This window comes from Variovorax sp. PMC12, assembly GCF_003019815.1.
Classification (GTDB): Bacteria; Pseudomonadota; Gammaproteobacteria; order Burkholderiales; family Burkholderiaceae_C; genus Variovorax.
Genome location: NZ_CP027773.1, coordinates 3,002,319 through 3,027,302, shown reverse-complemented (window position 1 = coordinate 3,027,302; position 24,984 = coordinate 3,002,319). Strand labels below are relative to the sequence as shown.

Sequence of the window (24,984 nt, the reverse complement as noted above, 5' to 3'; positions counted from 1 at the left end):
AAACAAGCATGGACCTGCAGATCAAGGACAAAGTCGCCATCGTCACCGGCTCGGCGCGGGGCCTGGGCGCCGCCACCGCGCGCCGCCTGGCCGAGGAGGGCGCGAAGGTCGTCATCACCGACATCCTGCGCGAGCAGGCCGAAGCCACCGCCGCCGCGCTGCGCGACGACGGCCTGCAGGCGCATTGCATCGTCGCCGACATCACCAAGGGCGCCGAGGTGCAGGGCCTGGTGGACGAGGCCGTCGCGCACTTCGGCGGCTTGCACATCCTGGTCAACAACGCCGGCTTCCCGCGCGACCGCTACCTGGTGAAGATGAGCGAGGACGACTGGGACCTGGTGATGGAGGTGATGCTCAAGGGCGCCTTCCTCGCCAGCAAGGCCGTCATGCCGCGCTTCATCGAACAGGGCTGGGGCCGTGTCATCAACATCAGCTCGCGCGCGCATTTCGGCAATCCGACGCAGGCCAACTATTCGGCCGCGAAGGCCGGCCTGATCGGCATGGCCAAGGCGCTGGCCATCGAGGAGGGGCGCTACGGCATCACTGTGAATTGCGTTGCGCCGGGCTTCATGGAAACCGAGATGGTGCAGGCGCTGGCCACCTACGAAACCATCAAGGAGCGCGCGGTGGCCATGCAGCCGATCAAGCGCGTGGGCAAGCCCGCCGACATCGCGGACGCGGTGGCCTTCCTGGCTTCGGAGCGCGCCGGCTTCATCACCGGCGAGGTGCTTCACGTGACGGGCGGGCGCTATGGTTGAGATCGAGTGCGGCCCGGTGCGCTGCCGCATGCAGGGCGGCGTGGCCGTCCTGACGCTGGACAACCCGCCGCTCAACGTCGTGTTCCGCGGCCTCACCGAGGCGTTGGGCAGTGCGCTCGATGCCCTGGCGCGTGACGCCGACGTGCGCGCCGTGGTCCTGACCGGTGCCGGCACGCGCGCCTTCTGCGCAGGCTCGGACATCGCCGAGTTCCAGCCGTTGATGCAGCCCGGGCGCATCGGTCCGGAAAAGCTCGCGTTGCAGCAGGCGGTGTTCGCCCGGCTCGACGACTTTCCCAAGCCCACCGTGGCGGCCGTCAATGGCCTGGCCTTCGGCGGCGGGCTGGAGATCGCGGTGTGCTGCGACCTCATCGTGAGCGACGAGCGCGCGCGCTTCGCGCTGCCCGAGATCAAGCTGGGGGTGTTTCCCGGCAGCGGCGGGCCGGTGCGCGTCACCCGCCGCGTGGGCCAGGGCCGGGCCAAGGAGATGATGTTTCTCGGCGAACCCGTCGACGCGGCCACGGCGATGGCCTGGGGCCTCGTCGACCGCGTGGTGCCGCAGGGCACGGCGCTCGAGGCCGCTCTGGCGCTCGCCGCCACGCTCGCCGGCCGGCCGCCGCTGGCACTGGCGCTGTGCAAGCAGGCCATCGGCTTCAGCTTCGACATGCCGCGCGACGCGGCAATAGCGGCCGCGCTGCCGCTGTCCGAACGCGTCTTCACTTCGGCCGAATCGAGGGAAGGCGTGCGCGCCTTCCTTGCCAAGGAGGCGCCGGATTTTCCCAACGCACTGCATTCCGAGAAAGAGTGACACCATGAAACGCGCTGCCATCGTCTCCCCCCTCCGCACCCCCATCGGCGCCTTCGGCGGTTCGCTGCGCGGCGTGCCCGTGGAAGAACTCGGCGCCACGGTCGCGCGCGCCGTGATCGCCCGCACCGGGCTCGACCCCGCGCGCATCGAAGACGTGGTCTTCGCCCATTCCTACGCCAACGGCGAGGTGCCGTGCACCGGCCGCTGGGTGGCGCTTCAGGCTGGCTTTCCCGTCGAGGTGGCCGGCATGCAGCTCGACCGCCGCTGCGGCAGCGGCCTGCAGGCCATCGCCACCGCCGCGATGATGGTGCAGACCGGCGCCGCCGACGTGGTGATGGCCGGCGGCGTCGAGAGCATGAGCAATGTCGAGTACTACACCACCGACATGCGCTGGGGCAAGCGCGCGGGAACGGTCAAGTTTCACGACCGGCTCGAACGCGGGCGCGAGCGCTCGCAGCCCGAGTCGCGCTTCGGCCGCATCTCCGGAATGATCGAGACCGCCGAGAACCTGGCGCGCGACTACGCCATCACGCGCGAGGAGGCCGACGCCTTTGCGCTGCGCAGCCATCGGCGCGCGGCGGCGGCATGGGCGTCGGGCAAGTTCGCCGACGAGGTGGTGCCGGTGAGCGTGCCGCAACGCAAGGGCGAGGCGCTGGTGGTCGACCGCGACGAGGGCATCCGCGCCGACCTGAGGCTGGAGCAACTGGCCGGGCTCAAGCCGCTGGTCAAGGACGGCATCGTCACCGCGGGCAACGCCTGCCAGCAGAACGACGCCGCCGCCGCCTGCCTGATCGTGGCCGAGGACCGGCTCGAGGAACTCGGGCTCGCGCCGATCGGATACCTGCACAGCTGGGCCGCCGCAGGCTGCGAGCCTTCGCACATGGGCATCGGGCCTGTGCCCGCCGTGAAGAAGCTGTTCGGCCGCAACGGCCTGGGTTTCGACGACATGGGCCTGGTCGAGCTGAACGAGGCCTTCGCCTGCCAGGCACTGGCCTGCGCCAAGGGCTGGGGCTGGAACGACCCGGAGCGATTCAACGTCAACGGCTCGGGCATTTCGCTCGGTCATCCGGTGGGCGCGACCGGCGTGCGCATCATGACCTCGCTGCTGCACGAGATGCAACGGCGCGGCGTGCGCTATGGCCTGGAGACCATGTGCATCGGCGGCGGCCAGGGCCTGGCCGCGGTGTTCGAGCGCGCCTGAGCCGGAGCCGCGCGCATGACCTATCCCTTTCTCGGCCGGCTCCGGGTCATCGAGAGTTCGGCCTTCATCGCTGCGCCGCTGGCGGGCCTGACGCTCGCGCAGTTCGGCGCCGACGTGATCCGTGTCGACATGATCGGCGGCGGCATCGACTACGCGCGCATGCCCCGCATGCCGCACCCGCGTGGCCAGGGCCGCAGCCTCTACTGGACCGGGCTCAACAAGGGCAAGCGCTCGGTGGCGGTCGATCTGCGCCGGCCGGAAGGCCGCGAGCTGATCCAGGCGCTGGCCACCGCGCCGGGCCCGGATGCCGGCGTGCTGCTGACCAACATCGGCACGCCCTGGCTGGCCCACGAGATGCTGGCCGCGCGGCGCCCCGACCTGATCAGCTGCACCATCCAGGGCAATGGCGACGGCAGCACGGCGGTCGACTACACGGTGAACTGCGCCACCGGCTATCCCGCCGTCACGGGCGGCGGCTCGCGCGAGCATCCGGTCAATCATGTGCTGCCCGCCTGGGACATCGCGTGCGCGTACCAGGCGGCCTTCGCGGTGCTTGCCGCGGTCGACCATCGGCGCCGCGGCGGGCAGGGCGCCGAACTCAAGCTGGCACTCTCGGACATGGCCTTCGGCATGCTGTCGCACCTCGGCGTGCTGGCCGAAGCGGAGCTGCTGGGGCAGGAGCGGCCTTCCATCGGCAACCATCTCTACGGTGCCTTCGGGCGCGACTTCGGAACCGCGGACGGCGGCCGCATCATGGTGGCGGCAATCTCCGCCGGCCAATGGAAGGCGCTGGTGGCGTGCTGCGGCATCGCGGAACCCGTCGACGCGCTGCAGCAACGTCTTGGCCTCGACTTTGCAGACGAGGCGCAGCGCTTCGAGGCGCGCGACGCCATCGCGGAACTGGTCGAGCCCTGGTTCGCCGCTCGTACGCAGCAGGCGGCGGAAGCGGCGCTCGAACAGTACAAGGTCTGTTGGGGCCGCTACGGCACGGTGTGCGAAGCGCTGGCGGGAGATGCACGCGCGAGCCTGGCCAACCCGGTGTTCGAGCGCATCGACACCCCCGGCATCGGCGCCCACCTCGCGGCGGGTGCGGCGGTGCGTGCAACTTGCATGGAACGCGAAGCCACGTCGCCGGCCGCGCTGCTCGGTACCCATACCGACGAGGTGCTGCATGAAGTACTGGGCCTGAGCGGCGCAGCCATCGGGCGGCTGCACGACGCACGCCTCGTGGCTGGACCGCAGCGCGATCCGACGGTGGCGGACCCGGTCGCTCCCTAGGGGCCGCCCGGCGCCTTCAGCGCGCCGCCACCAGTTGGCGCAGATCCTCCTGGTAGGCCTGCAGCCGGCGCACCGCCTGTGCGCGCTGGCTGGCGGTCGTGCCGTTGTGCAGTGCGGCGGTGTTGCGGCAGCCTTCTTCCAGCAGCGCCTGCTGCTGGTCGCGCCAGCGGCCGGGCGGCGGCTCGGCGACGCGCTGGATGTAGGCGTGAAGCGCGGCGCGCGCCTCGGCCGGCGTGGGCTTGTCGGCGACGAAGCCGCGCAGCAGCGCCAGCGCTTCCTGCTGGCGCTGGCGGCGTTCGGCGTCCGCCAGCTTCGGGTCGAACACCGACTGCGCGACCTGCTGCCTGAGCAACTCGCGCTGCTCGGTGCTCAGGCGGCCGTAGAAGTCCTCGGTGCGGTCGAGGAACTGGTCGTAGCGCTTTTCCTGCACCTGGGCCGGCGTGCGGTCGAGCCATTCCTTGCGATAGGTGGCGTTGTTCTTGGCGTATTTGCGTTCCAGCTGCTGCAGCTGGGCGGCCGTCAGGCTCAGCGCGAGCTGGGCGCCGGCGGTTTCCGCATGGTCGGTCACGGCCAGCAGGCGCTCGCGGATGCGGTCGGCCATGGTGCAGACCTGCGCCGGCGTCACCTCGCCGGGCGCCAGCGCCTGTGCTTCCTGCAGCAGCGAGGCGATGCGCGGCAGCTCGTTCTGCCGGTGCCAGTCCAGAAGCTGGGCGAGTTCGTCGCGCACCTTCGGGGCCTGCTCGCTGTCGAAATCGAGGTAGCCGTCCAGCCACCAGTAGCTCACGGTGGGCAGGTTGTTGTAGGCCAGCCGGATCGCGCTGCAGGCCCCCAGCGCGGCGGCCAGGAGCAGCACGCCGATAATCCGCGCCATTGCCGCGCAACGAAATCGGGAAGAAAAACGCATGAATCAGACTCCGCAACAACACACGCCGGGACCGGTGGACATCGTCATCATGGCTGCCGGCAAGGGCACGCGCATGAAGAGCAGGCTGCCCAAAGTGTTGCATCGATTGGCCGGCCGCGCACTGCTGGCGCATGTGACGGGCACCGCCGGGCGCATCGGCGCGCGCGATGTGGTGGTGGTCACGGGCCACGGCGCCGCCGAGGTCGAGGCGGCCATGGCCGGCGGCATTGCCGGCGCCACGCTGCGCTTCGCGCGCCAGGAGCCGCAGCTGGGCACGGGCCACGCGGTGCTGCAGGCGGCGCCGCTGCTGCCCGACGACGGCACGGTGGTCGTGCTGTCGGGCGACGTGCCGCTCATCGGCGAAGACACGCTGCGCGCGCTGGTGGCGGCCAGCGCGGGCGACAAGCTGGCGCTGCTGACCATCGAATTCGACGACCCCACCGGCTACGGCCGTGTGATCCGCTCGGCCGCCGCCCGCGACGTGACCGCCGTGGTCGAGCACAAGGACGCCACCGAGGCCCAGCGCGCGGTGCGCGAGATCTACAGCGGCGTGATGGCCGTGCCGGCACGGCTGCTCAAGGGCTGGCTCGCGCGGCTGGACAACAGGAACGCCCAGGGCGAGTACTACCTGACCGACGTCGTGAAGCTCGCGGCCGCCGACGGCGTGCCCGTTGTCGCGCACATCACCACCGACGCGCTGCAGGTGGCCGGCATCAACAGCCCGGCCCAGCTCGCCGCGCTGGAGCGCGCCTGGCAGCTGCGCCAGGCCCAAGCGCTGATGGAGCAGGGCGTGCGCCTGGCCGACCCGGCGCGCTTCGACCTGCGCGGCACGCTCGAGTGCGCCGGCGACGTGGAGATCGACGTCAACTGCATCTTCGAGGGTGCCGTGTCGCTGGGCGAGGGCGTGCGCATCGGTGCCAACTGCGTCATTGCCAATGCGCGCATCGAGGCCGGCGCGGTGATCCACCCGTTCACGCACATCGAAGGCGAGAAGGCCGGCGTGACCGTGGGCGCGGGCGCGCTCATCGGCCCGTTCGCGCGGCTGCGGCCCGGCGCGCAACTGGGCGCGGAGGTGCACATCGGCAACTTCGTCGAGGTCAAGAACTCCACGCTGGCCGCCGGCGCCAAGGCCAACCACCTGGCCTACCTGGGCGACGCCACCGTGGGCGAGCGCGTCAATTACGGGGCGGGTTCCATCACGGCCAACTACGACGGCGCCAACAAGCACCGCACCGTGATCGGCGACGACGTGCACGTGGGCAGCAACTGCGTGCTGGTCGCGCCCATCACCCTGGGCGCGGGCGGCACCATCGGCGGCGGCTCGACCATCAACAAGTCGACCGAGCCCGGGGCGCTGACCGTCTCGCGCGCCAAGCAGGTCAGCTTTCCCAACTGGAAGCGTCCGCAGAAGAAGCCGAAGGCCTGAGGGCGGCCTTCAGGCCCCGGGTGCCGACAGCGGCAGCCGGGGCTCGAACTTGGCGCGCTTGAGGCTGAAGAAAGCCTTGACGTTGCGCACGTTCGCATCGGCCGTGAACAGGCGCTGCGCGAGCGCGCCGTAGTCCGGCATGTCGCGCGCCGCGACGATCAGCACGAAGTCGGGGCCGGGCGACACGCGCCAGCACTGCTGCACCGCGTCGTCGGCGATCACGCGCGCCTCGAAGGCGTCGAGCGAGCCGGCGTCCTGCCTGTCGAGTGAAATCTCCACCACCGCCTGCAGGCCGTGACCGAGCACCGTGGCCAGCCGGTCGGGCGACAGCAGCGCGACCTGGCGCTCGATGAGGCCTTCTTCTCGCAGCCGCTGCACGCGGCGCAGGCAGGTGGGCGGGGAGATGCCGACATCCGCGGCCAGGCGCTGGTTGGTCTGCGAGGCGTCGCGCTGCAGGGCGTCGAGCAGGCGCAGGTCGGTTGAATCGAGGGTGATTGATTCCATATTAAATAGAATTATGGAATAAATATTCAAATGGCCGAAAGAGAGAAATAAAAGTCCGAAACCAGATTAATTTCGAATACATATTTCTTGGCTGTCTTCCTACCATCGAGCCTCTTCTTCATACAAAGGCAGATCACCATGTGCGGCATCGTCGGGGCAGCGTCCCATCGCAACATCGTTCCGGTCCTGGTACAGGGCCTCCAGCGGCTCGAGTACCGCGGCTATGACTCGTGCGGCGTGGCGGTGCATGCCGGCGGCCTGACGCGGGCGCGCACCACCTCGCGCGTGGCCGACCTCGTGGCGCAGGTGCGCGACGACAAGGTCGAAGGCCTCACCGGCATCGCCCACACGCGCTGGGCCACCCACGGCGCGCCGGTCGTGCACAACGCCCATCCGCACTTCAGCCACGGCCCCGGCGCCGGTGCGCAGGGCGCGCGCCCGGGCCGCATCGCGCTGGTGCACAACGGCATCATCGAGAACCACGAGCCGCTGCGCGCCGCGCTCGAAGCCAAGGGCTATGTGTTCGAGAGCCAGACCGACACCGAAGTCATCGCCCACCTGGTCGACAGCCTCTACGACGGCGACCTGTTCGAAGCCGTCAAGGCCACGGTGCTGCAACTGCACGGCGCCTACGCCATTGCCGTGATCTGCCGCGACGAGCCGCATCGCGTGGTCGGCGCACGCGCAGGCTCGCCGCTGATCCTGGGCGCCGGCAAGGACGGCGCGGAGAACTTCCTCGCGAGCGACGCGATGGCCCTGGCCGGCGTGACCGACCAGATCGTGTACCTGGAAGAAGGCGACGTGGTCGACTTGCAGCCCGGCAAGTACTGGATCGTCGACAGGAACCACAAGCCGGTGACGCGCCAGGTGCGCACCGTGCTCGCCCACAGCGGCGCGGCCGAACTGGGCCCCTACCGCCACTACATGCAGAAGGAAATCTTCGAGCAGCCGCGCGCCATCGGCGACACGCTCGAGGGCGTGGAAGGCATCGTGCCCGAGCTGTTCGACGGCATCGGGCAGGACGGCGCCACCGGAGCCAGCGCGCACCGCGTGTTCCAGGACATCGACAAGATCCTCATCCTCGCCTGCGGCACCAGCTACTACAGCGGCTGCACCGCCAAGTACTGGCTCGAGAGCATCGCGAAGATCTCCACGCAGGTCGAGATCGCGAGCGAGTACCGCTACCGCGACTCCGTGCCCGACCCCAGGACGCTGGTCGTCACCATCAGCCAGTCGGGCGAAACGGCCGACACGCTGGCCGCGCTGAAGCATGCGCGCTCGCTGGGCATGGAGCAGACGCTGACCATCTGCAACGTCGCCACCAGCGCGATGGTGCGCGAGTGCAAGCTGGCGTACATCACGCGCGCCGGGGTGGAAATCGGCGTGGCGTCGACCAAGGCCTTCACCACGCAACTCGCGGGCCTGTTCCTGCTGACGCTCGCCATCGCGCAAAGCAAGGGCCACCTGAGCGAAGCCGACGAGGCGCGCTACCTCAAGGAAATGCGCCACCTGCCCGTCGCGCTGCAGTCGGTGCTGGCGCTGGAGCCGCAGATCATCGGCTGGGCCGAAGACTTCGCGCGCAAGGACCACGCGCTGTTTCTGGGCCGCGGGCTGCACTATCCGATCGCGCTCGAAGGCGCGCTCAAGCTCAAGGAAGTGACCTACATCCACGCCGAGGCCTACGCCGCCGGCGAACTCAAGCACGGCCCGCTCGCGCTGGTCACGAGCGAAATGCCCGTGGTGGCCGTGGCGCCCAACGACGCGCTGCTCGAAAAGCTCAAGAGCAACCTGCAGGAAGTGCGCGCGCGCGGCGGCGTGCTCTACGTGCTGGCCGACGGCGACACGAAGATCACCAGCAGCGAAGGGCTGCACGTGATCCGCATGCCCGAGCACTACGGCGCGCTCTCGCCGATCCTGCACGTGGTGCCGCTGCAGCTGCTGGCGTATCACACGGCGGGTGCGCGGGGCACCGACGTGGACAAGCCGCGCAACCTGGCGAAGAGCGTGACGGTGGAGTGAGGCTGCGGGCCGCGGTGCCGTCGCGGCGGGCCGTCAGAACTTCGCCTGCAGCCCCGCCACCACTTGCCGGCCCAGGCCGGGCAGCACCGTGAGGTTGTTCCACGAAGCGACGTAGAAGGTCTTGTCGAACAGGTTGTTGACATCGAGGGTGACCCGAACGCGCGGATTGATCTGCCAGTAGGCCGTCAGGCGCACGGTGGTGTAGGCAGGCAGCCGGTAGGTGTCGGTGGCGTTGCCGGTGCGCTCGCCCACATGCACCACGCCGCCGCCGATGCCGTAGCGGCCGTCGAAGAGCCTGTCCTCGCGGATGGCGAACAGGCCGCCGCTGACGCGCGGGATGTTGGCCAGCCTGCGCCCGAGCATGGCCGGGTTGTTGTCGCGGGTGACTTCGGTGTCGGTATAGGCCAGGTTCCCGGTGAGGCGCCAGTGCGCGTCCAGCTGGCCGGCCACGTCGGCCTCGATGCCGCGGCTGCGCGCCTGGCCGGCGGCCACGTTGAAGTTGGCGTTGGTCGGGCTGCGGGTGAGCACGTTGCTCTTGCGGATGTCGAACACCGCCATCGTGGCGGTCAGCCGCTCGTCGGCCGACAGCCATTTGGCGCCGGCTTCCAGCGCGCGGCCCGATTGCGGCGCGAACGCGTTGCCGTTCTCGTCTCCGCCCGAATTGGGCTTGAAGGACTTGCCGGCGCTGGCATAGAAGGACAGCCGGTCGCTCACGAGATACGTGATGCCCACGCGCGGCGAAGTGGCCGAATGGCTCTGGGCGGTGGACTTGCGTGCCAGCAGGTCGTCGTAGTCCTGGTGGAAGCGGTCGAAGCGCACGCCGGCCAGCAGCTTCCATTGCGGCGACAGGTCGATCTGATCCTGCACGAAGACGCCGGTGGCGCGCTGGTCGTCGCGTGTGTTGAACAGGGGCGAGAGCGGCGCCGTGCGGGCCTGGCCGTAGAGCGGCTGGTAGATATCGATCGCATACGGCGCCCTGGCCACGCTCGAATACTCGCCGTACTGACCCATGAAGAGCCGCCAGGACTCCACGCCCGCCAGCAGCGTGTGGCCGATGCCGCCCGTGCTGAACTTGCCCTCGACTTCGGCCTGCACCGACGTGTCGCGCGACGGCAGGCTGCGCCAGCTGTCCCGTCGATTGAGGGTGCGGGCGTCGGCGCGCAGCGTGCTGTTGAGATCGACCGCATCGCCGAAGTAGCGGGTCTCGCGGTAGGAGGCGCCGACCCGGGCGCGCCAGCCCTGGCCCAGCTCGCGGTCCACCGTCAGTTGATGGGTGTCGCCCTCGATGTGCATGTTGTCCCGGTCGGGCTCGCCGAGGAAGCGGTCGCGCGGAAGAACGCCGACATTGCCGTTGATCTGGATCAGGCCGCGGTCGAGCGGCGCGCGGATGCGGACGAGTTCGGCTTCGTACTGCACCACCGTGCGGCTGTCGGGAGTCCAGGTGAGCGCCGGTGCCAGTACCTGCTTGCGGCTGTCGATCAAGCCGCTGCGGCTGGCGCCGTCCTCGGCCACCGCATTGAGCCGATAGGCGAAGCTGCTGCCCAGCGGGCCGGTGGTGTCCAGCGTCGTGCGCCGGAAGCCCAGCGTGCCGAACTCCACGCCGACGTTGTGCGCGGCGGTGAATTGCGGCTTCTTGGTCACGATGTTGATGGTTCCGCCGGGCTCGCTGCTGCCGTAGAGCGCCGCGGCCGGGCCCTTGAGGAATTCGACGCGTTCGACGCTCGCCACGTCGCGCTGCGGTCCATAGCCCCGGCCCGAGGGAAAGCCATTGAGCAGCGAGCCGCCTTCCGTGTTGCTGAAGCCCCGGATCGCGAAGTTGTCCCAGGTGCCGCCGAAGTCGTTGAGCCGCGCGATGCCGCTGACGTAGTCGATGGTGTCGCCCAGCCGCGTCGCGCCCAGGTCTTCGATCAACTGGCGCGGCACCACCCGCACCGCCTGCGGCACCTCGATCAGCGGGGTCTCGGTGCGCGTTGCCGCGGTCCCGCCGCGCGGGCCTGCGTAGCCGGAAGCCGCGCCCTCCGACTGGTCGTGGATCTCGGTCGTCTTGAGCGTGTTGGCGGAGCCGGCATCCGGCGCCTGCTGCGCGAGCAGTTCGGTCACAGGGGACAGCGCCAGCAGGGCGGCAAAAGCACGCGCGAAAGGAAGAGGAGAAGAAGAGGTTGGAAAAATCACGGGGAAGTTGCGCTGTGAGAGGGCCGATGGCCGGGCGACAGGAGATGCCCGGATCGCGACGTCGAAACAACGCCGCGAAGGGTCGTGATGATAATGAATCTCATTTGTGAATTCCTGTTATCAAGACGCCTTGGTCGGCAACTGCAACGGCCGGTGGCGCTGCGCGTCGTGCGCTGAAAGACAATCGGCTCGTGATCCCCGCCGAAGAAAAGAACCCGCCCGCCGCGGATGCCGCCGTCGCCGTGCCGCGCCCGTTGCCATTGGCCGCCCGCTGGCTGCTGCTGGCCTTTGCCGCGCTGTGCCTGGTGCTGGCCGTCATCGGCGTGATCGTGCCGGGCATGCCGACGACGGTGTTCGTGCTGATGGCCGCGTGGGCCGCGGCGCGCAGCTCGCCGCGGCTGCATCGGTGGCTACTGGAGCACCGGCTGTTCGGCCCCATCCTGCGCAACTGGGAGAACGGGCGCACAGTGAGCCGCCGCGCCAAGTGGAGCGCCACCGCGGCGATGGCGTTCTGCGCCGTCGTCATCGCGCTCACCGCGCACAAGGCCTGGCTCGCGGGCCTCGGCATCGGCTCGATGGCCGTCGTGCTCGCGTGGCTCTGGCGGCGGCCGGAGCCGGCGGTGCCTGACTGATGGCGATGGCCGCTCCACAATGCGGCCTTCGTCCCAGGAGATTGAATAGTGAAGCCACAACCCATCGAGTACGCCGCCGCCTCCGACGACGTCAAGGCCGTGTTCGACGACATCAAGACCTCGCGCAACGTGCCCGACGTCAACAACTTCTGGAAGTACCTCGCCAACGATCCCGCCACGCTCAAGCGCACCTGGGGCAGCCTCAAGGAGGTGATGGCGCCCGGCGCGCTCGATCCGGTGGTCAAGGAAATGGTCTACCTCGCGGTGAGCGTCACCAACAACTGCGGCTACTGCATCGCGAGCCATCATGCGGGCGCGGCCAAGGCCGGCATGACGCCGGAGATGTTCGCCGAGCTGATGGCCGTGGTCGGCATGGCCAACGAGACCAACCGGCTGGTCAACGGCTACCGCGTGCCGATCGATCCGGCGTTCGACAAGTAGAAGGCCGGATCAGCCGATCGTCATCAGGCTTGCGTTGCCGCCCGCAGCCGCGGTGTTGACGCTGAGCGCGCGTTCCACCACCAGGCTTTCGAGCGGAATGTCCGCGTCGCCCGGCGCGAAGGCCCGCACGCCGACGATGGGGCCGGGCCGCGCGGCAATGCGCTGCATCGCGTCGGCCAGGGTGCTCTCGTCGCCGTGGTGCAGCGCGGCGTCGAAGGCCACGGTCGGCGAGCGCCAGTCGCTGGCGATGGCCACGCTCTGCTGCACCTCGGCCGGCAGCGACGCACGCAGGGCCTGCGTGTCGGCATCGGCCGGCCAGATGGCGGTGCTGCCCACCGACAGCACGGCCGCCAGTTGCGCCAGCCGGTCGGCCTCGGTGCCGGCCAGGCAGAGCACCGCCTCGCGCGGCAGCAGCGTGTAGACGTTTCGCTCGCCGGTCGGGCCGGCCAGCGTGCGTGAATCGCCGGCGCGCGACAGCGATGCGAAGCGCGCGCATTGCGCGGCCAGCGCGTCGCGCCCGGTCTTCCGGGCCCAGCGGGCCAGCGCCGACAGGCCTGCGTTCGGCACCGCCTCGCAAGCGCCTTCGCCACCCATCGCCCGCGCCATCGCATCGTCGGGCCGCTTCGACAGCATGCGCAGCATGTACAGCGGCCCGCCCGCCTTCGGCCCGGTGCCCGACAGCCCTTCGCCGCCGAAGGGCTGCACGCCCACCACCGCGCCCACGATGTTGCGGTTGACGTACACGTTGCCCGCCTTCGCGTGCTGCACGATCTGCGCGATGGTCTCGTCGATGCGCGTGTGCACGCCCAGCGTCAGGCCGTAGCCCGTGCCGTTGATCTGCCCGACCAGCGCGCCAAGGTCGCGCCGGCGGTAGCGCACCAGGTGCAGCACCGGGCCGAACACTTCGCGCTGCAGTTCCGAAATGCTGTCCAGCTCGATCAGCGTGGGCATCACGAAGGTGCCGTGGCGCGTGTCCTGCCCATGCTCGCGGCCCTGGCGGTAGACCTTGTGGCCGCGCGCGCGCATGGCTGCGATGTGGCGCTCGATGCCGTCGCGCGCCTCGGCGTCGATCACCGGACCCACGTCCACGGCCAGCCGCGCGGGATTGCCGATGCAGGCCTCGGCCATCGCGCCTTCGAGCATCTCGACCAGCCGGTCGGCCGCTTCTTCCTGCACGCACAGCACGCGCAGGGCCGAGCAGCGCTGGCCGGCGCTGTCGAAGGCCGAGGCCATCACGTCGGTGACGACCTGCTCCACCAGCGCGGAGGAGTCCACGATCATCGCGTTCTGCCCGCCCGTCTCCGCGATCAGCGGCACCGGCGCGCCGTGGGCACCGAGGCGCTGCGACAGCGTCTTCTGCAGGATGCGCGCGACCTCGGTCGAGCCGGTGAACATCACGCCCTGCACACGCGCGTCGGCGACCAGGCTGGCGCCCACCGTCTCGCCGCGTCCCGGCAGCAGCTGCACCGCGGCGCGCGGCACGCCGGCCTGCCACAGCAGGCGCACCGCCTCGGCGGCGACCAGCGGCGTCTGCTCGGCCGGCTTGGCGAGCACCGGGTTGCCGGCCGCGAGCGCGGCCGCCACCTGGCCGGTGAAGATCGCGAGCGGAAAATTCCACGGGCTGATGCACACCATCGTGCCGAGCGCGCGGTGCGTGTCGTTCGAGAAGTCGCTGCGCGCCTGCGCCGCATAGAAGCGCAGGAAGTCCACCGCCTCGCGCACTTCGGCAATGGCGTTGGCATAGGTCTTCCCGGCCTCGCGCGCCAGCAGCCCGAGCAGGCGCGGCATCTGTTCTTCGAGCAGATCGGCGGCGCGCTCGAGCATGGCGGCACGCTCGGCGGGCGGCGTGGCGGCCCAGGCGCCGGCAGTGCCCGCGGCTTGCGAAACGGCGGATTCGACATCGGCCGGCGTGGCCTCCCGCACCTGCCCGACCACATCGCGATGGTCGGCGGGGTTCAGCACATCGGCCGGTTCGCTTTGCGTGTCGGCGCCCACCGCCAGCATCGGCCCGGCATGCCAGCCCTCATGCGCGGTGGCCTGCAGGCTCTGGCCCAGCAGGCGCAGGCTGTCGTCGTTCGCAAGATCGAGCCCGCGCGAGTTTCGGCGCTGCGTGCGGTACAGCGCCGCAGGCAGCGCGATGGCCGGATGCGGCAGCCCCACCGTGCCTTCCTGCGCGGCCATGTGTTCCACCGTTGCCACCGGGTCTTCCACCAGCGCCTCCAGCGAAATCGTCGGGTCGGCGATGCGGTTCACGAACGAGGTGTTCGCGCCGTTCTCCAGCAGGCGGCGCACCAGGTAGGCCAGCAGCGTTTCGTGCGTGCCCACGGGCGCATAGATGCGGCACGGCCGCCCGAGCGGGCCGACCACCTGCTCGTACAGCGGCTCGCCCATGCCGTGCAGGCACTGGAACTCGTACTGCCCCGGCTCGTAGCGCGACGGATCGGCCATGGTGTAGATGGCGGCCAGCGTGTGCGCGTTGTGCGTGGCGAACTGCGGGTACACCGCCTCCGGCGCGGCGAGCAGCCTGCGCGCGCAGGCGAGGTAAGACACGTCGGTGTAGGCCTTGCGCGTGTAGACCGGGTAGCCGTCGAGCCCGTCGATCTGCGCGCGCTTGATCTCGCTGTCCCAGTAGGCGCCCTTCACCAGCCGCACCATCAGCCGGTGGCGGCTGCGGCGCGCGAGGTCGATCACGTAGTCGATCACGAAGGGGCAGCGCTTCTGGTAGGCCTGGATGACGAAGCCGATGCCGTTCCAGCCCGCGAGCGCCGGCTCGAAGCACAGGCGCTCCAGCAGGTCGAGCGACAGCTCCAGCCGGTCGGCTTCCTCGGCGTCGATGTTCAGGCCGATGTCGTAGCGCTGCGCCAGCAGCGTCAGTTCGCGCAGCACCGGGTACAGCTCCGCCATCACGCGCGCGTGCTGCGCGCGGCTGTAGCGCGGGTGCAGCGCCGAGAGCTTGATGGAGATGCCCGGGCCCTCATACACGCCGCGCGCATCCGAGGCCCTGCCGATCGCGTGAATCGCCTCTTCATAGGCGAGCTTGTAGCGCCTGGCGTCTTCCATGGTGAGCGCGGCTTCGCCCAGCATGTCGTACGAATAGCGAAAGCCCTGCGCCTCCAGCTCGCGCGCGTTGCCCAGCGCCTGCGCGATGGTTTCTCCGGTGACGAACTGCTCGCCCATCATGCGCATCGCCATGTCAACGCCCTTGCGGATCAGCGGCTCGCCGCCCTTGCCGATCAGGCGCGTGAGCACGGCCGACAGGCCGGTCTCGCTGTGCGTGGCCACCAGTTTGCCGGTCAGCAGCAGGCCCCAGGTGGCGGCGTTGACGAACACCGACGGGCTGCGGCCCGCATGCGTCTGCCACTGGCCGTGGGCGATCTTGTCGCGGATCAGCGCGTTGCGCGTCTCGGCATCGGGAATGCGCAGCAGCGCTTCGGCCAGGCACATCAGCGCGACGCCTTCCTGGGACGACAGCGCGTACTCCTGCAACAGCCCCTGCACGAGGCCGGCGCGGCCGCTCGCGTTCTTGCGCGAGCGCAGTTGCCGCGCGATGCGATGCGCCAGCGCATGCGCCTCTTCGGCCTGCCCGCGCGGCAGGCGGGCCTGTTCGAGAAGCGGCGGCAATGCCTCGGGTTCGGCGCGGCGCCAGGTCGCGGTGATCTGCTCGCGCAGCGGCGAAGGGCCGGGCGGCAGGCCGTCGGCGAATGCCGCGAACGAGGAGGGCAGGGGGTCGGAGTCGTTGGTGGTGCTCATGGGCGGATCGTGCTGGAGATATGTTGGATGATCTGCGCCTGATCGCCAAATTTGTGTTCGAAGATTTGCTGTTTGACAGAGTAAATCTCTAGGTTCATAGCGGCTGGCGCAGTCAGGTTCGCAGATGGCGGCAGGCAGAGAATCCGCCATCCATCCCTTTTTTGGAATTTCGCGAACATGCCCAGCTGCAGAAGGCTCCTTCTTTTCCTCGCGGCCGCGTGCCTGCCGGTGTGTTGGCCGGCCTATGCGGCGGCAGCCGACCCCTCCGCCTGCACGGCCTCGGCGGCCGCGGAATGCCTGCGCAGCTTCACGCCGGACGGTGCCGCAGGTGCGGTGCACTACTACGCCTCGCTCGATCCCGCAGCCGGCCCGACCAAGGCGCTCATCGCCATGCACGGCCATTCGCGCGACGCCAACAAGACATTCGAGGCAACGCTGCGCACCGTTCGCAACGCCGGCACGCTGGACGACACGCTGGTCATCGCGCCGCTGTTCCAGGTGCCCGCCGACAAAGCCGCGGCAGGCCGCTGCAACACGCCGGGCCTGCCCGCGCCGCAGCCTGGCTACCTGCTGTGGACCTGCGGCTCCTGGCTCGAAGGCGGCCGTTCGGCATCGGGCAGCCGCATCGGCTCGTTCGCGGTCATGGACGCGCTCGTGGCCGAGCTGGTGCAGCGCTGGCCGGGCCTGCGCACCATCACCATCGCGGGCTTTTCGGCCGGCGGACAGTTCGTGCAGCGCTATGCCGCCTTCGCGCGGACCGGCGGGACGGCGGGCACGGCGGGCAAGGTCGCCATCCGCTACGTGGTCGCCGACCCGAGTACGTGGCTCTATTTCGACCCGGTGCGCCCTCGGTTCGCACCCGACGGCGCGTCGGTCGCGGGATTCGCGGTGCCCGACGCCGCCGCATGCCCCGAAACGAACCGCTGGAAGTACGGCACCGACGACCTGCCCGCGCACCTCGGGCGCAGCGCCGAACAGGCCCGCCGGCAGTACGCGGAAGCCGACATCAGCTACCTCGAAGGCGCGCTCGACAGCAACGATGCCAAGGGCACGGCCTACCGCGTTCTCGACCGCTCCTGCGCGGCGCTCGCGCAAGGCACCTTCCGCCTGCAGCGCGGCCTGGCCTATGCGCAGTACGACCGCGCGGTGCTCGCGCCCGAGAAGCAGCGCCAGGTCGTGGTCGTGCCGGGCTGCGCGCACGACGTGGCGTGCGTCTTTCCTTCGGAAGCCGCGCGTGCCGCATTGATCGGCCCTTCCCGGTGAGGGCGAACTGCCGGGAGGCTTGACGTATATTCCGTCATAGTGGATATTTCATCCAATATGAAGGAAGTCGAAGAAGGCTCATCCGGGCTGAACGACCGCATCGCGCAGCGCGTACGCGACCTGCGCGCGCAGCGCGGCCTTTCGCTCGACGCGCTGGCCACGCACTGCGGCGTGAGCCGTTCCATGATCTCGCTGATCGAGCGCGGCGAAAGCAGTCCCACCGCCGTGCTGCTCGAAAAACTCGCGACCGGCCTCGGCGTGTCACTGGCCTCGTTGTTCGAGGCGCCCGCGCCCGCCGCCGATCCGGTGTCGCGGCTGGCCGGCCAGCTGCAGTGGCGCGACCCGCACTCCGGCTACGTGCGGCGCAACGTGTCGCCCAGCGGCTTCGCATCGCCCATACAGATCGTCGAGGTGCTGTTCCCGCCCAAGGCCCGCGTGGCCTACGAAAGCTCGGCGCGCGAGCCGCTCATCCACCAGCAGGTGTGGGTGCTCGACGGCGTCATCGAGCTCACGCTGGGCGAAGACAGCCACCGGCTTTCCACCGGCGACTGCCTGGCGATGGTGCTGGACCGCCCCATGAGCTACTACAACCCCTCGCACGAGACCACGCGCTACGCCGTGGTGATCGCGACCCTGCCTTTTTCCTGGAAATGAGCGACATGACCAAATTCGACGCGCCGCGCATCCGTCTTCTTTCGGCGGTGGAGAATGACCAGCTGCAGGCGCTGGCCGACCTGCTGATCGACTGCGTCGAGGGCGGCGCGTCGGTCAGCTTCATGCATCCGCTCACGCCCGAGCGCGCACAGGCTTTCTGGCGCAACGTGGCCGCGGGCGTGGCCGCCGGCGAGCGCGACTTGCTGGTGGCCGAAGACGCCGAAGGCATCGTCGGCACCGTGCAGTTGGTGCTGGCGCAGCCCGAGAACCAGCCGCACCGCGGCGAGGTTTCCAAGATGCTGGTGCACCGCAGGGCGCGGCGCCGGGGCATCGGCGAGCTGCTGATGCGGGCCGCCGAGCAGCAGGCGCGCGAGCGCGGCAAGACGCTGCTGGTGCTCGACACCTCCAGCCCCGAGGCCGAGCGGCTCTACGCCCGCACGGGTTGGACGCGGGTGGGCAGCGTTCCCGGCTTCGCGCTGCTGCCGCGGGGCGAGCCGTGCGCCACCACCTTTTTCTATCTGGACCTGGCCGGGGCCTAGCGCGCGCCGAACGCCGCGTTCTCGAACAGGTCCTTGAACTCGCGCGGCTGCGAGCGCCAGTACTGGTGCGGCGCCTTCACCTGCGCGCCCAGCTCGGCCGCCGCGTGCCAAGGCCAGCGCGGGTCGTACAGCATCGCGCGGGCCAGCGACACCGCGTCGGCCTGCCCGTCGGCAATGATGGCCTCGGCATGGGCCGGCTCGGTGATGAGCCCCACGGCAATGGTCGGCAGCCCGACCGCGGCCTTGATGCGTTGCGCGAACGGCACCTGGTAGCCCGCGCCCAGCGTGATGGCCTGCTGAGGCGACACGCCGCCGCTCGACACATGGATGGCCGCGCAGCCGCGTGCCTTCAGCGCTTGCGAGAACGCGACCGTGCCGTCGAGGTCCCAGCCGCCGGGCACCCAGTCGCTGGCCGACACGCGCACCCACACCGGCCGCTCGGCCGGGAAGGCTTCGCGCACCGCGTCGAACACTTCGAGCGGAAAGCGCATGCGGTTCTCCAGGCTGCCGCCGTATTCGTCGTCGCGGTGGTTGGCGATGGGCGACAGGAACTGGTGCAGCAGATAGCCGTGCGCCGCGTGGATCTCGATGCCGTCGATGCCCAGCCGCGCCGCGCGCCGTGCCGCCGCCACGAAGGCATCGCGCACGCGCCGCAGGCCGGCGGCGTCGAGGGCGATGGGCGGGTCTTCGGTGGGCGAATGCGGAACGGGCGAGGGCGCATATGCCTTCCATCCGCCGGGCTCGCCGGGGCGGATCTGCTTGCCGCCTTCCCAGGGCGCGCGGCTAGACGCCTTGCGCCCCGCGTGCCCCAGTTGCATGGCGATCTTGATCGGCGAAAAAGCGCGCGTGGCATGCAGCACCCGCGCCAGGCCTTCTTCATTGGCATCGGAGTAAAGGCCGAGGTCGCCGGGGGAGATGCGCCCTTCGGCCTCCACAGCCGTTGCCTCGATGATCAGCAGCCCCGCGCCGGAAAGCGCCAGGTGGCCGAGGTGGATCAGATGCCAGTCGCCCGGCGTGCCCTCCGTGGCGGAGTACTGGCACATGGGCGCGATGATGATGCGGTTGTCTATCTCAAGCTGGCCGAGCTTCAGGGGCTCGAACAGGCGGGGCGGGAATGTTGGTTGACTCATGACGGTGCGGCTCCAGAGGAGCGGCAATTCTGCGGCGCGGGCGCGATTCGCATGCCGGACGGCGCAGAAGCCTTGCGGCTCGATGCGGTATCGAATGCGTGTGTGTCGGATGCCTTCAGGGCGTGCTCACGCCGACGGGGTGCCTTGCTCCGCGAATGTCCCCCGCCTTTCGGGCTCCTCCTTTATTTCGCTGCGCAAGGCACCCCATCGGCACACCCAACACCGAAATGTTCGAAGGCTGCTTGCCTCGCGGCAGGTCGTCGGTGCGAAAGCAGCGATGCAAATGCGAGGTATCAAAAGGCGACGGCCGAGGTGTATCGAGCACCCCGACCGTCTAACCAGGTTCGTGCAACCACCTTGGAAGGAACCGCACAAAAATGGCTAGCAAGACTATAGCCCGGCCAACTACGCCGGTAGCTTCCGAAGACAACGCCCAAGACCCGGCGGATCTTCTCGAAAACACCCTCTCGCAACTCGAAGCCCTGCTGTGGGTCTGCCATGGCGAAGGCATCGACTGGCACAACGGTGAAGGGCCTCGGCAACTGGACAACCTGCTCTGGCTTGCGGCTGATATGGCTCGCAAGGCGGGGGAGCTGTTTCAGGTGAGCGAGACGGCGCGACGCGCAGCGCCCGAGCCCGGCGGCTAGCGGCTGGCGCGCTCTGACGGGTTGCCTAGCCGGGTAGCTTTGCCGCAAGCACGTCGACACTTTGAATGGATGGCGACTCGGAGAACAACTCCCCCGCCTGTGCCATCAAAGCCGCCGCAACCTTGCCCGACAGATGCGCTTGGCGGCCTGCGTCATCCGGAAAGGCATCGAAGATTCCGAAGGTCGACGGCCCAAGGCGAATGCCGAACCAGGCGGTAGTGGCTGGCTCTTCCATGACGAGAGGAAGACCCCCCTTGAGAAAACTCTCGACCTCTTTCTCTTTACCGGGCTTCGCTTCCAGGCGAACGAACAACGCGACTGTGACCATGACATGCTTCCTTTCTTTCAAAGAATGCGACCGGTCCTGGTCGCATAGGGAAGCGCAGTCTGCGCCATTTCAATGTCCATGTTGCCGACTATTTTTGGTTCATCGGCGCTCGCCGTTCGTAAAAAGCTCAGCGGCGCACCCGCGCATATCCATCTGCAACTCGTCCCAGCGTTCGAACCCCCAACGCCACAGCCGCACTCACCGTGCGCAGGACGCCGGGTGCTCCCCGCAGCGAATGTCCTCCGCCCCTCCTTTATTTCGCTGCGCAGGCCACCTCATCGGCGTGAGCGTTCGGTGCTGCTGTGGAAGGTATGCCACGGCGAAGGCATCGACTGGCACAACGGTGAAGCGGCTCGGCACTGGGCAATCTGCTCTGGCTTGCGGCTGATATGGCTCGCAAGGCGGGAGAGCTGTTTCAGGTGAGCGAGAAGGCGCGACGCGGAGCGCCCGCGCCCGGCTGACAGCGGTCGATCTGCAGGCCGCAGATTCAGCTGCGACAGCTGAAGCTTCCGTGATGGAGGAAATTCGGCTTGATTGAGGTGGCTTGTGGGTCCGCGGCCCAACCAGACATTCAGTTGGTCACTTAGATGAACCCCGTAAGCTTTGGAGGGCGGGACTTGCCGGTTTGCGCGTCTCGCTGCCCGCCAGCTTGCTCCAAGTACTCGACAAACCCGTCGAAGGCATTCAACAAGGGCTGGAACCGCTCCGCGTCTCCTTCCAGTTGGCTCAAGGCGTAGCAGGTCGCCTCCAGCGTGGACAGTTGGTCGGGTCCATGGGCTTTGCGGATACGGTAGTGCGAAGGCGGCAGGTTGCGCAGGGCCAAGCGGGGCAACTGTTGCAGTGGCGGGCTTTGGTAGAGCATTTTTCGGCTTTTGCGCCAGGTGCCGTCCAGCACGACCAGACGCAGGCGCGACTGGGCTTGCAGCCACTCGGGCGGTAGCTGGGGTGAGACCCGCAAGTCCGGGGCGGCATCTTGCAGACTGTCCGGGTACAGCAGCAGCGTGTGCTTCCCGTCCACCGGCCAGACCGGCACGGCGAATGCCTCACCCACCACCAGGCGGCAGCGCGCCAAGCTGAGGTGCAGCAGGCGGGCACTGCCTTTGGCTTGGTGCACCTCCAGCGGGTGCTGCAGCACCAGTACCTCCACGGCATGGGCGGTGGGCGCGACCCAGCGGCAAATGCAGCCGCTCAGCGGACGCAGGCAAGCGGTGCACTTGGGGCGTGGGGCTAGAGCGGCGGACATGGCTGGAGTTTATTCAGCGTGCCTAGCTAGACAGTGCATGGAGGGAGATGTCTTTTGGCTTTGGCGGGACCGGCAGCTTTGGACAATGTGGGAAGACCGCGGTGGGGCCATTGCGGAAGTGCGCAGCGCTCGAAAGCTGCCGTTCGCGCCTCGAATTTTGACGGCCCCGAAGCGATGGCTCCGCGTTTGGCAAAGCCATCGTTGGTAAGGACTGCTTTCAGTGCATCTCCGCCAATGCCTCCTTGACCCCCTGTTCCCGCAGCGGTGTATCGCCGCCTTCCAAGTGCAGAGCGGCATCCGAAGGTACGGGCGTCGCACAATCCTTGTGAATCACGCCGTCTTTCATCACGAGCTGCACCTTGGCCGGATCGGTGAGCAACGAAAGATCTTGCAGCGGATCGCCGTCGACCAGCACGATGTCCGCCAGGAAGCCCGCCTTCAACTGCCCCAGCTCGTCGGGCCGGAGCATGATCTGGCCGCCCAGCCGTGTAGCCGCCATCAGCGCTTCCTTCGGCGTCATGCCGATGTAGTCGACGAAATATTGCAGGTCGTTGGCGTTGGTGCCGTGCGGCATCCAGGCAAAGCCGTAGTCACCGCCGGGCAGGATGCGGATGCCGCGCTTGTGCATTTCGCGCAGTGAAGCCGATGCCACCTCCAGCTCGCGCTTGTAGCCCATCTGCGTCGCCACGGCTTCGGTGATACCGTATTCGGCCGCGTTGTAAGTCGTGCGAATGAGCCAGCCTATGCCGGGCGCCACGAAATGCCGGTCTTTTGCCTCTTCGAGCATGTCAAGTGCTTCGGCATCTGCGAAGCTGGCGTGATAGACCATCTCGATGCCGTGGCGCACGCACTGCTTGACCGACTCGCTCGAGCGCGCGTGCGCAGCCATGCGTTTGCCGTAGCGCTTGGCCTCTAGCGCGAGCATGGCCACCTCGTCTTCCGCGAAAGGTGACATCTCGGCGGGCAGGCCAGCAATGTACTCGCCGGACAGATTGATTTTCAGGTGATCGACACCGTACTTGATGAAGGTGCGCGCCGACTTGCGGATCTCTTCGGGGCCGCTGCACACGCTGCCGAAGCTGAGTTCTTCGAACTTCATGTGTGGCAGCGTGTTGTCGCCCAACGCGCCGATGGTGGTGATCTCCTGGCTGCCGGCCAAGTAGCGCGGGCCTGGGAACTCGCCTGCTTCAATGGCATTGCGCAGCACCACGTCCAGGCGCGGCTTGGCTGCGGCTGCGCCAATCGCCGAGGTCCAGCCCATGTCCAGGTAGCGCTTGGCGACGCGCACGCACCAGAGCATGTGTTCTTCGGGCGGCATGAACTGGATGGCCGCGAGCGAGGGTTGGTCATTCCACGAAAAGTGCGTGTGGGCCTCGGTCATGCCGGGCATGAGGAAGCGCCCCTTTCCGTCGATCACGCGCGCGTCATCGGTGCTCACGCGCTTCGGAAAGCGAGCGACTTCTACGATGCGCTTTCCTTCGACGAGAAGGTCACCGGTATAAGGGTCTTCGCCCGTGCCGTCGAAGATGCGGACATTGGTGAATGCAATACGGGTCATCGTTGTCTCCTCCGGCATGCGGTGCCGGCAATGGGTTGTCGAAATGGAGTCTCGCGACGTCTCAGCGGAGTGCCGCGTAGAAGGCTTCGAGTTCTTGTATGCAGCGCTGCGGCTGCTCGAAAGTCGTCCAGTGACCGCACCCGTCGAGGATGACGAGGCGGCTGCCGGCGATGCGTTCCTGCATGGCGCGGACGTTTGCCGCCGGGGCTACTCCGTCTTGGTCGCCGGTGACCAAGAGCGTCGGCACATCAAGGCGTTCGAGCGCGGCCGACTGCGCATCGGCGAGCGCCGCACAGCTCTGCGCGTAACCCTCGGGCGACTGGCGCATCACGCTCTCACGCACCAGCGCGAGCACCGCCGGTTGCTGCTCCTTCGTTCGCGTGCTCGTCGCGCCCTTCACGATGGCGTCGGCGATCTCCTGCATGGCCGACACACCGCCCCGCGCCGCGTTGGCCCGGGCCGCGATGTTGGGGCGCGCGGCATCGGGAGGCGCAGCCAGCGGGCCGAAGAGTGCCAGCGATTTCACTGTACCGGGATCGCGCAGTGCCAAGTGTTGAGCGACGATCGTGCCCATCGAGTGCGCCATCACATGCACCGACCCGATGCCGAGCTCCGCAAGCAGCTGCGACATTGCATCCACGTAGCCCTTGATTGACAAAGCCTTTCCGTCAGCCGGCAGTGGCGATCTCGCGCTGCCTGGCAGGTCGGGCCTGATACGGCGAAAACCGCCAAGCGCCGGCAACAGTGGGGTCCAGTTGTTCGATGAGCCGCCGAGTCCGTGGATGCACAGCAGCGCCTCGCCTTCACCGTCGATCTCGACAGTCAGGCTGTTCAGAATATGAGTCGTCATGCGCAGCCTTTCAGACGAACTTGTTTTCGATGGCGCCGAGCCGGCCGATCTCGACTCGCACCACGTCACCTGCACGCAGGTAGCGCGGCGGGCTCATGCCCATGCCCACGCCTGCCGGTGTGCCGGTCGCGATCACGTCACCGGGGTAGAGCGTGATGCCGCGCGAGATGGTCTCGATCAGCGTCGGGATGTCGAAGATCATGTTCTCGGTCGGCCCGTCCTGGCGCAGCTCGCCGTTGACCCAGCAGCGCACCCGCGTCTTCGTGCCGTCGAACTCGTCGGCCGTGACGATCCATGGGCCCATAGGGCAGAAGGTGTCGAAGGACTTTCCCATGTCCCACTGCCCGTGGCGCATCTGCACATCGCGCGCGGTCACGTCGTTGACGACTGTGTAGCCGAAAACGTGCGTCATCGCAGCTGCGCGCGTGATGTTCTTGCCGCCCTTGCCGATGACGACGGCCAGTTCGGCTTCGTAGTCGATCTGCGTCGACACCTCGGAAGGCACGAGCACGTCGTCGTGCGGGCCGACGACGCACTCGGGCACCTTGGTGAAGACGATGGGCCATTCGTCGGTCCTGGTCGCGTTGTCCTTGAACACCGAAGCAGACAGTTCTTTGGCGTGCGCATGGTAGTTGCGCCCCACGCACCAGAGGTTGCGTCGCGGCTTGGGCAGCGGCGCATCAAGCACCACGTCGCCCAGGTTGACTGCGGGACCGGCTGGCTCCGGAAGCGGGCCGCCCTCGGCCAGGGTTTCGATCAGCGTCAGCACGCCGGTGTCCGCCTGGGCCTGTGTGAGCTTCAGCGGGGTGACGGTCGTGCCGTCGGCGGAAACGAGGCCGACCTTGCGGTGTCCCTCGCTCGTGAAAGTGGCGATTCGCATGA

General features: G+C 68.5%; 22 protein-coding genes. 12 read left to right on the top strand and 10 right to left on the bottom strand.

The window, feature by feature from the left end:
• Positions 1-8: 8 nt before the first annotated feature.
• The 4 genes from C4F17_RS14140 to C4F17_RS14125 are packed head-to-tail and all read left to right on the top strand — an operon-like array spanning position 9 to position 4,042.
• Positions 9-758 (top strand): SDR family NAD(P)-dependent oxidoreductase, encoded by a 750-nt coding sequence (locus C4F17_RS14140; protein ID WP_106935650.1) that lies wholly within the window; start codon positions 9-11, stop codon positions 756-758.
• Positions 751-1,563, top strand: a complete 813-nt coding sequence (locus C4F17_RS14135; RefSeq protein ID WP_081265682.1) for an enoyl-CoA hydratase/isomerase family protein — start codon at positions 751-753, stop codon at positions 1,561-1,563. Before C4F17_RS14140 ends, C4F17_RS14135 begins: the two co-directional genes overlap by 8 nt.
• Positions 1,564-1,567: 4 nt before the next feature.
• Positions 1,568-2,764 carry an acetyl-CoA C-acetyltransferase gene (locus C4F17_RS14130; RefSeq protein WP_106935649.1) on the top strand — a complete coding sequence of 399 codons (1,197 nt, stop codon included), beginning with the start codon at positions 1,568-1,570 and terminating at the stop codon, positions 2,762-2,764.
• A 15-nt stretch (positions 2,765-2,779) separates the two neighbouring features.
• On the top strand, positions 2,780-4,042 hold the full coding sequence (locus C4F17_RS14125; RefSeq protein WP_106935648.1) for a CoA transferase: 1,263 nt from the start codon (positions 2,780-2,782) through the stop codon (positions 4,040-4,042).
• Between the two features lie 16 nt (positions 4,043-4,058).
• On the opposite strand, the gene C4F17_RS14120 is transcribed toward C4F17_RS14125, so the two are convergent.
• Positions 4,059-4,913, bottom strand: a complete 855-nt coding sequence (locus C4F17_RS14120) for a DUF6279 family lipoprotein (protein WP_199851853.1) — start codon at positions 4,911-4,913, stop codon at positions 4,059-4,061.
• 31 nt (positions 4,914-4,944) lie between these two features.
• Between C4F17_RS14120 and glmU the strand changes: the two genes are divergently transcribed.
• Positions 4,945-6,372: a bifunctional UDP-N-acetylglucosamine diphosphorylase/glucosamine-1-phosphate N-acetyltransferase GlmU gene (glmU, locus tag C4F17_RS14115; RefSeq protein ID WP_106935646.1), complete on the top strand. Its 1,428-nt coding sequence runs from the start codon at positions 4,945-4,947 to the stop codon at positions 6,370-6,372.
• Between the two features lie 9 nt (positions 6,373-6,381).
• Here glmU and C4F17_RS14110 read toward each other — a convergent pair whose 3' ends face one another.
• Positions 6,382-6,876 (bottom strand): Lrp/AsnC family transcriptional regulator, encoded by a 495-nt coding sequence (locus tag C4F17_RS14110; RefSeq protein ID WP_081268440.1) that lies wholly within the window; start codon positions 6,874-6,876, stop codon positions 6,382-6,384.
• Positions 6,877-7,014: 138 nt separating this feature from the next.
• Between C4F17_RS14110 and glmS the strand changes: the two genes are divergently transcribed.
• Positions 7,015-8,895, top strand: coding sequence for a glutamine--fructose-6-phosphate transaminase (isomerizing) (glmS, locus tag C4F17_RS14105; RefSeq protein WP_081268439.1), 1,881 nt, complete (start codon positions 7,015-7,017; stop codon positions 8,893-8,895).
• Positions 8,896-8,928: 33 nt separating this feature from the next.
• On the opposite strand, the gene C4F17_RS14100 is transcribed toward glmS, so the two are convergent.
• A complete protein-coding gene (locus tag C4F17_RS14100) occupies positions 8,929-11,067 on the bottom strand; it encodes a TonB-dependent siderophore receptor (protein ID WP_234382084.1) in 2,139 nt (712 codons plus the stop codon).
• Positions 11,068-11,258: 191 nt separating this feature from the next.
• Between C4F17_RS14100 and C4F17_RS14095 the strand changes: the two genes are divergently transcribed.
• Together C4F17_RS14095 and C4F17_RS14090 are read left to right on the top strand one after the other, a co-directional pair.
• On the top strand, positions 11,259-11,699 hold the full coding sequence (locus tag C4F17_RS14095) for a YbaN family protein (RefSeq protein WP_234382081.1): 441 nt from the start codon (positions 11,259-11,261) through the stop codon (positions 11,697-11,699).
• Between the two features lie 48 nt (positions 11,700-11,747).
• On the top strand, positions 11,748-12,140 hold the full coding sequence (locus tag C4F17_RS14090) for a carboxymuconolactone decarboxylase family protein (RefSeq protein WP_081268437.1): 393 nt from the start codon (positions 11,748-11,750) through the stop codon (positions 12,138-12,140).
• A gap of 9 nt (positions 12,141-12,149) precedes the next feature.
• Here the strand turns inward: C4F17_RS14090 and putA are convergent, their stop codons facing one another.
• Entirely contained in the window at positions 12,150-15,890 is a 3,741-nt protein-coding gene (gene putA, locus C4F17_RS14085) for a trifunctional transcriptional regulator/proline dehydrogenase/L-glutamate gamma-semialdehyde dehydrogenase (protein ID WP_106935645.1), read from the bottom strand.
• Positions 15,891-16,067: 177 nt separating this feature from the next.
• Here putA and C4F17_RS14080 point away from each other — a divergent pair, with 177 nt between their 5' ends.
• The 3 genes from C4F17_RS14080 to C4F17_RS14070 are packed head-to-tail and all read left to right on the top strand — an operon-like array spanning position 16,068 to position 18,346.
• Positions 16,068-17,153, top strand: coding sequence for a hypothetical protein (locus C4F17_RS14080; protein ID WP_106935644.1), 1,086 nt, complete (start codon positions 16,068-16,070; stop codon positions 17,151-17,153).
• 57 nt (positions 17,154-17,210) lie between these two features.
• The gene (locus tag C4F17_RS14075; RefSeq protein WP_106935643.1) at positions 17,211-17,807 is read left to right on the top strand and encodes a helix-turn-helix domain-containing protein; all 597 of its coding nucleotides are present in this window, start codon (positions 17,211-17,213) and stop codon (positions 17,805-17,807) included.
• 5 nt (positions 17,808-17,812) lie between these two features.
• Complete coding sequence (locus tag C4F17_RS14070; protein WP_442805187.1) at positions 17,813-18,346, top strand: GNAT family N-acetyltransferase; 534 nt, start codon at positions 17,813-17,815, stop codon at positions 18,344-18,346.
• On the opposite strand, the gene C4F17_RS14065 is transcribed toward C4F17_RS14070, so the two are convergent.
• Entirely contained in the window at positions 18,343-19,476 is a 1,134-nt protein-coding gene (locus tag C4F17_RS14065) for an NADH:flavin oxidoreductase/NADH oxidase (protein WP_106935641.1), read from the bottom strand. The two genes, C4F17_RS14070 and C4F17_RS14065, sit on opposite strands and share 4 nt — an antisense overlap.
• A gap of 377 nt (positions 19,477-19,853) precedes the next feature.
• On the opposite strand from C4F17_RS14065, the gene C4F17_RS14060 reads away from it, so the two are divergent.
• Positions 19,854-20,123, top strand: a complete 270-nt coding sequence (locus tag C4F17_RS14060; protein WP_106935640.1) for a hypothetical protein — start codon at positions 19,854-19,856, stop codon at positions 20,121-20,123.
• Between the two features lie 25 nt (positions 20,124-20,148).
• On the opposite strand, the gene C4F17_RS14055 is transcribed toward C4F17_RS14060, so the two are convergent.
• The 5 genes from C4F17_RS14055 to C4F17_RS14035 form a co-directional block, all read right to left on the bottom strand.
• Positions 20,149-20,451, bottom strand: a complete 303-nt coding sequence (locus tag C4F17_RS14055; RefSeq protein WP_106935639.1) for a putative quinol monooxygenase — start codon at positions 20,449-20,451, stop codon at positions 20,149-20,151.
• A 583-nt stretch (positions 20,452-21,034) separates the two neighbouring features.
• Entirely contained in the window at positions 21,035-21,694 is a 660-nt protein-coding gene (locus C4F17_RS14050; RefSeq protein WP_106935638.1) for a tRNA-uridine aminocarboxypropyltransferase, read from the bottom strand.
• 217 nt (positions 21,695-21,911) lie between these two features.
• Positions 21,912-23,252, bottom strand: coding sequence for a metal-dependent hydrolase family protein (locus C4F17_RS14045; RefSeq protein WP_106935637.1), 1,341 nt, complete (start codon positions 23,250-23,252; stop codon positions 21,912-21,914).
• A gap of 61 nt (positions 23,253-23,313) precedes the next feature.
• Complete coding sequence (locus C4F17_RS14040) at positions 23,314-24,102, bottom strand: alpha/beta fold hydrolase (RefSeq protein WP_106935636.1); 789 nt, start codon at positions 24,100-24,102, stop codon at positions 23,314-23,316.
• A 10-nt stretch (positions 24,103-24,112) separates the two neighbouring features.
• Positions 24,113-24,982, bottom strand: coding sequence for a fumarylacetoacetate hydrolase family protein (locus C4F17_RS14035; protein ID WP_106935635.1), 870 nt, complete (start codon positions 24,980-24,982; stop codon positions 24,113-24,115).
• Positions 24,983-24,984: the final 2 nt, after the last annotated feature.

Bases quoted from the DNA above. Each gene is read 5' to 3' on its own strand.
- glmU (WP_106935646.1), top strand. From the start codon at position 4,945: ATGAATCAGACTCCGCAACAACACACGCCGGGACCGGTGGACATCGTC.
- putA (WP_106935645.1), bottom strand. From the start codon at position 15,890: ATGAGCACCACCAACGACTCCGACCCCCTGCCCTCCTCGTTCGCGGCA.
- C4F17_RS14125 (WP_106935648.1), top strand. From the start codon at position 2,780: ATGACCTATCCCTTTCTCGGCCGGCTCCGGGTCATCGAGAGTTCGGCC.
- C4F17_RS14120 (WP_199851853.1), bottom strand. From the start codon at position 4,913: ATGGCGCGGATTATCGGCGTGCTGCTCCTGGCCGCCGCGCTGGGGGCC.
- C4F17_RS14140 (WP_106935650.1), top strand. From the start codon at position 9: ATGGACCTGCAGATCAAGGACAAAGTCGCCATCGTCACCGGCTCGGCG.
- C4F17_RS14110 (WP_081268440.1), bottom strand. From the start codon at position 6,876: ATGGAATCAATCACCCTCGATTCAACCGACCTGCGCCTGCTCGACGCC.
- C4F17_RS14035 (WP_106935635.1), bottom strand. From the start codon at position 24,982: ATGCGAATCGCCACTTTCACGAGCGAGGGACACCGCAAGGTCGGCCTC.
- C4F17_RS14135 (WP_081265682.1), top strand. From the start codon at position 751: ATGGTTGAGATCGAGTGCGGCCCGGTGCGCTGCCGCATGCAGGGCGGC.
- C4F17_RS14050 (WP_106935638.1), bottom strand. From the start codon at position 21,694: ATGTCCGCCGCTCTAGCCCCACGCCCCAAGTGCACCGCTTGCCTGCGT.
- C4F17_RS14075 (WP_106935643.1), top strand. From the start codon at position 17,211: ATGAAGGAAGTCGAAGAAGGCTCATCCGGGCTGAACGACCGCATCGCG.
- glmS (WP_081268439.1), top strand. From the start codon at position 7,015: ATGTGCGGCATCGTCGGGGCAGCGTCCCATCGCAACATCGTTCCGGTC.
- C4F17_RS14055 (WP_106935639.1), bottom strand. From the start codon at position 20,451: ATGGTCACAGTCGCGTTGTTCGTTCGCCTGGAAGCGAAGCCCGGTAAA.
- C4F17_RS14065 (WP_106935641.1), bottom strand. From the start codon at position 19,476: ATGAGTCAACCAACATTCCCGCCCCGCCTGTTCGAGCCCCTGAAGCTC.
- C4F17_RS14130 (WP_106935649.1), top strand. From the start codon at position 1,568: ATGAAACGCGCTGCCATCGTCTCCCCCCTCCGCACCCCCATCGGCGCC.
- C4F17_RS14080 (WP_106935644.1), top strand. From the start codon at position 16,068: ATGCCCAGCTGCAGAAGGCTCCTTCTTTTCCTCGCGGCCGCGTGCCTG.
- C4F17_RS14045 (WP_106935637.1), bottom strand. From the start codon at position 23,252: ATGACCCGTATTGCATTCACCAATGTCCGCATCTTCGACGGCACGGGC.
- C4F17_RS14060 (WP_106935640.1), top strand. From the start codon at position 19,854: ATGGCTAGCAAGACTATAGCCCGGCCAACTACGCCGGTAGCTTCCGAA.
- C4F17_RS14040 (WP_106935636.1), bottom strand. From the start codon at position 24,102: ATGACGACTCATATTCTGAACAGCCTGACTGTCGAGATCGACGGTGAA.
- C4F17_RS14070 (WP_442805187.1), top strand. From the start codon at position 17,813: ATGACCAAATTCGACGCGCCGCGCATCCGTCTTCTTTCGGCGGTGGAG.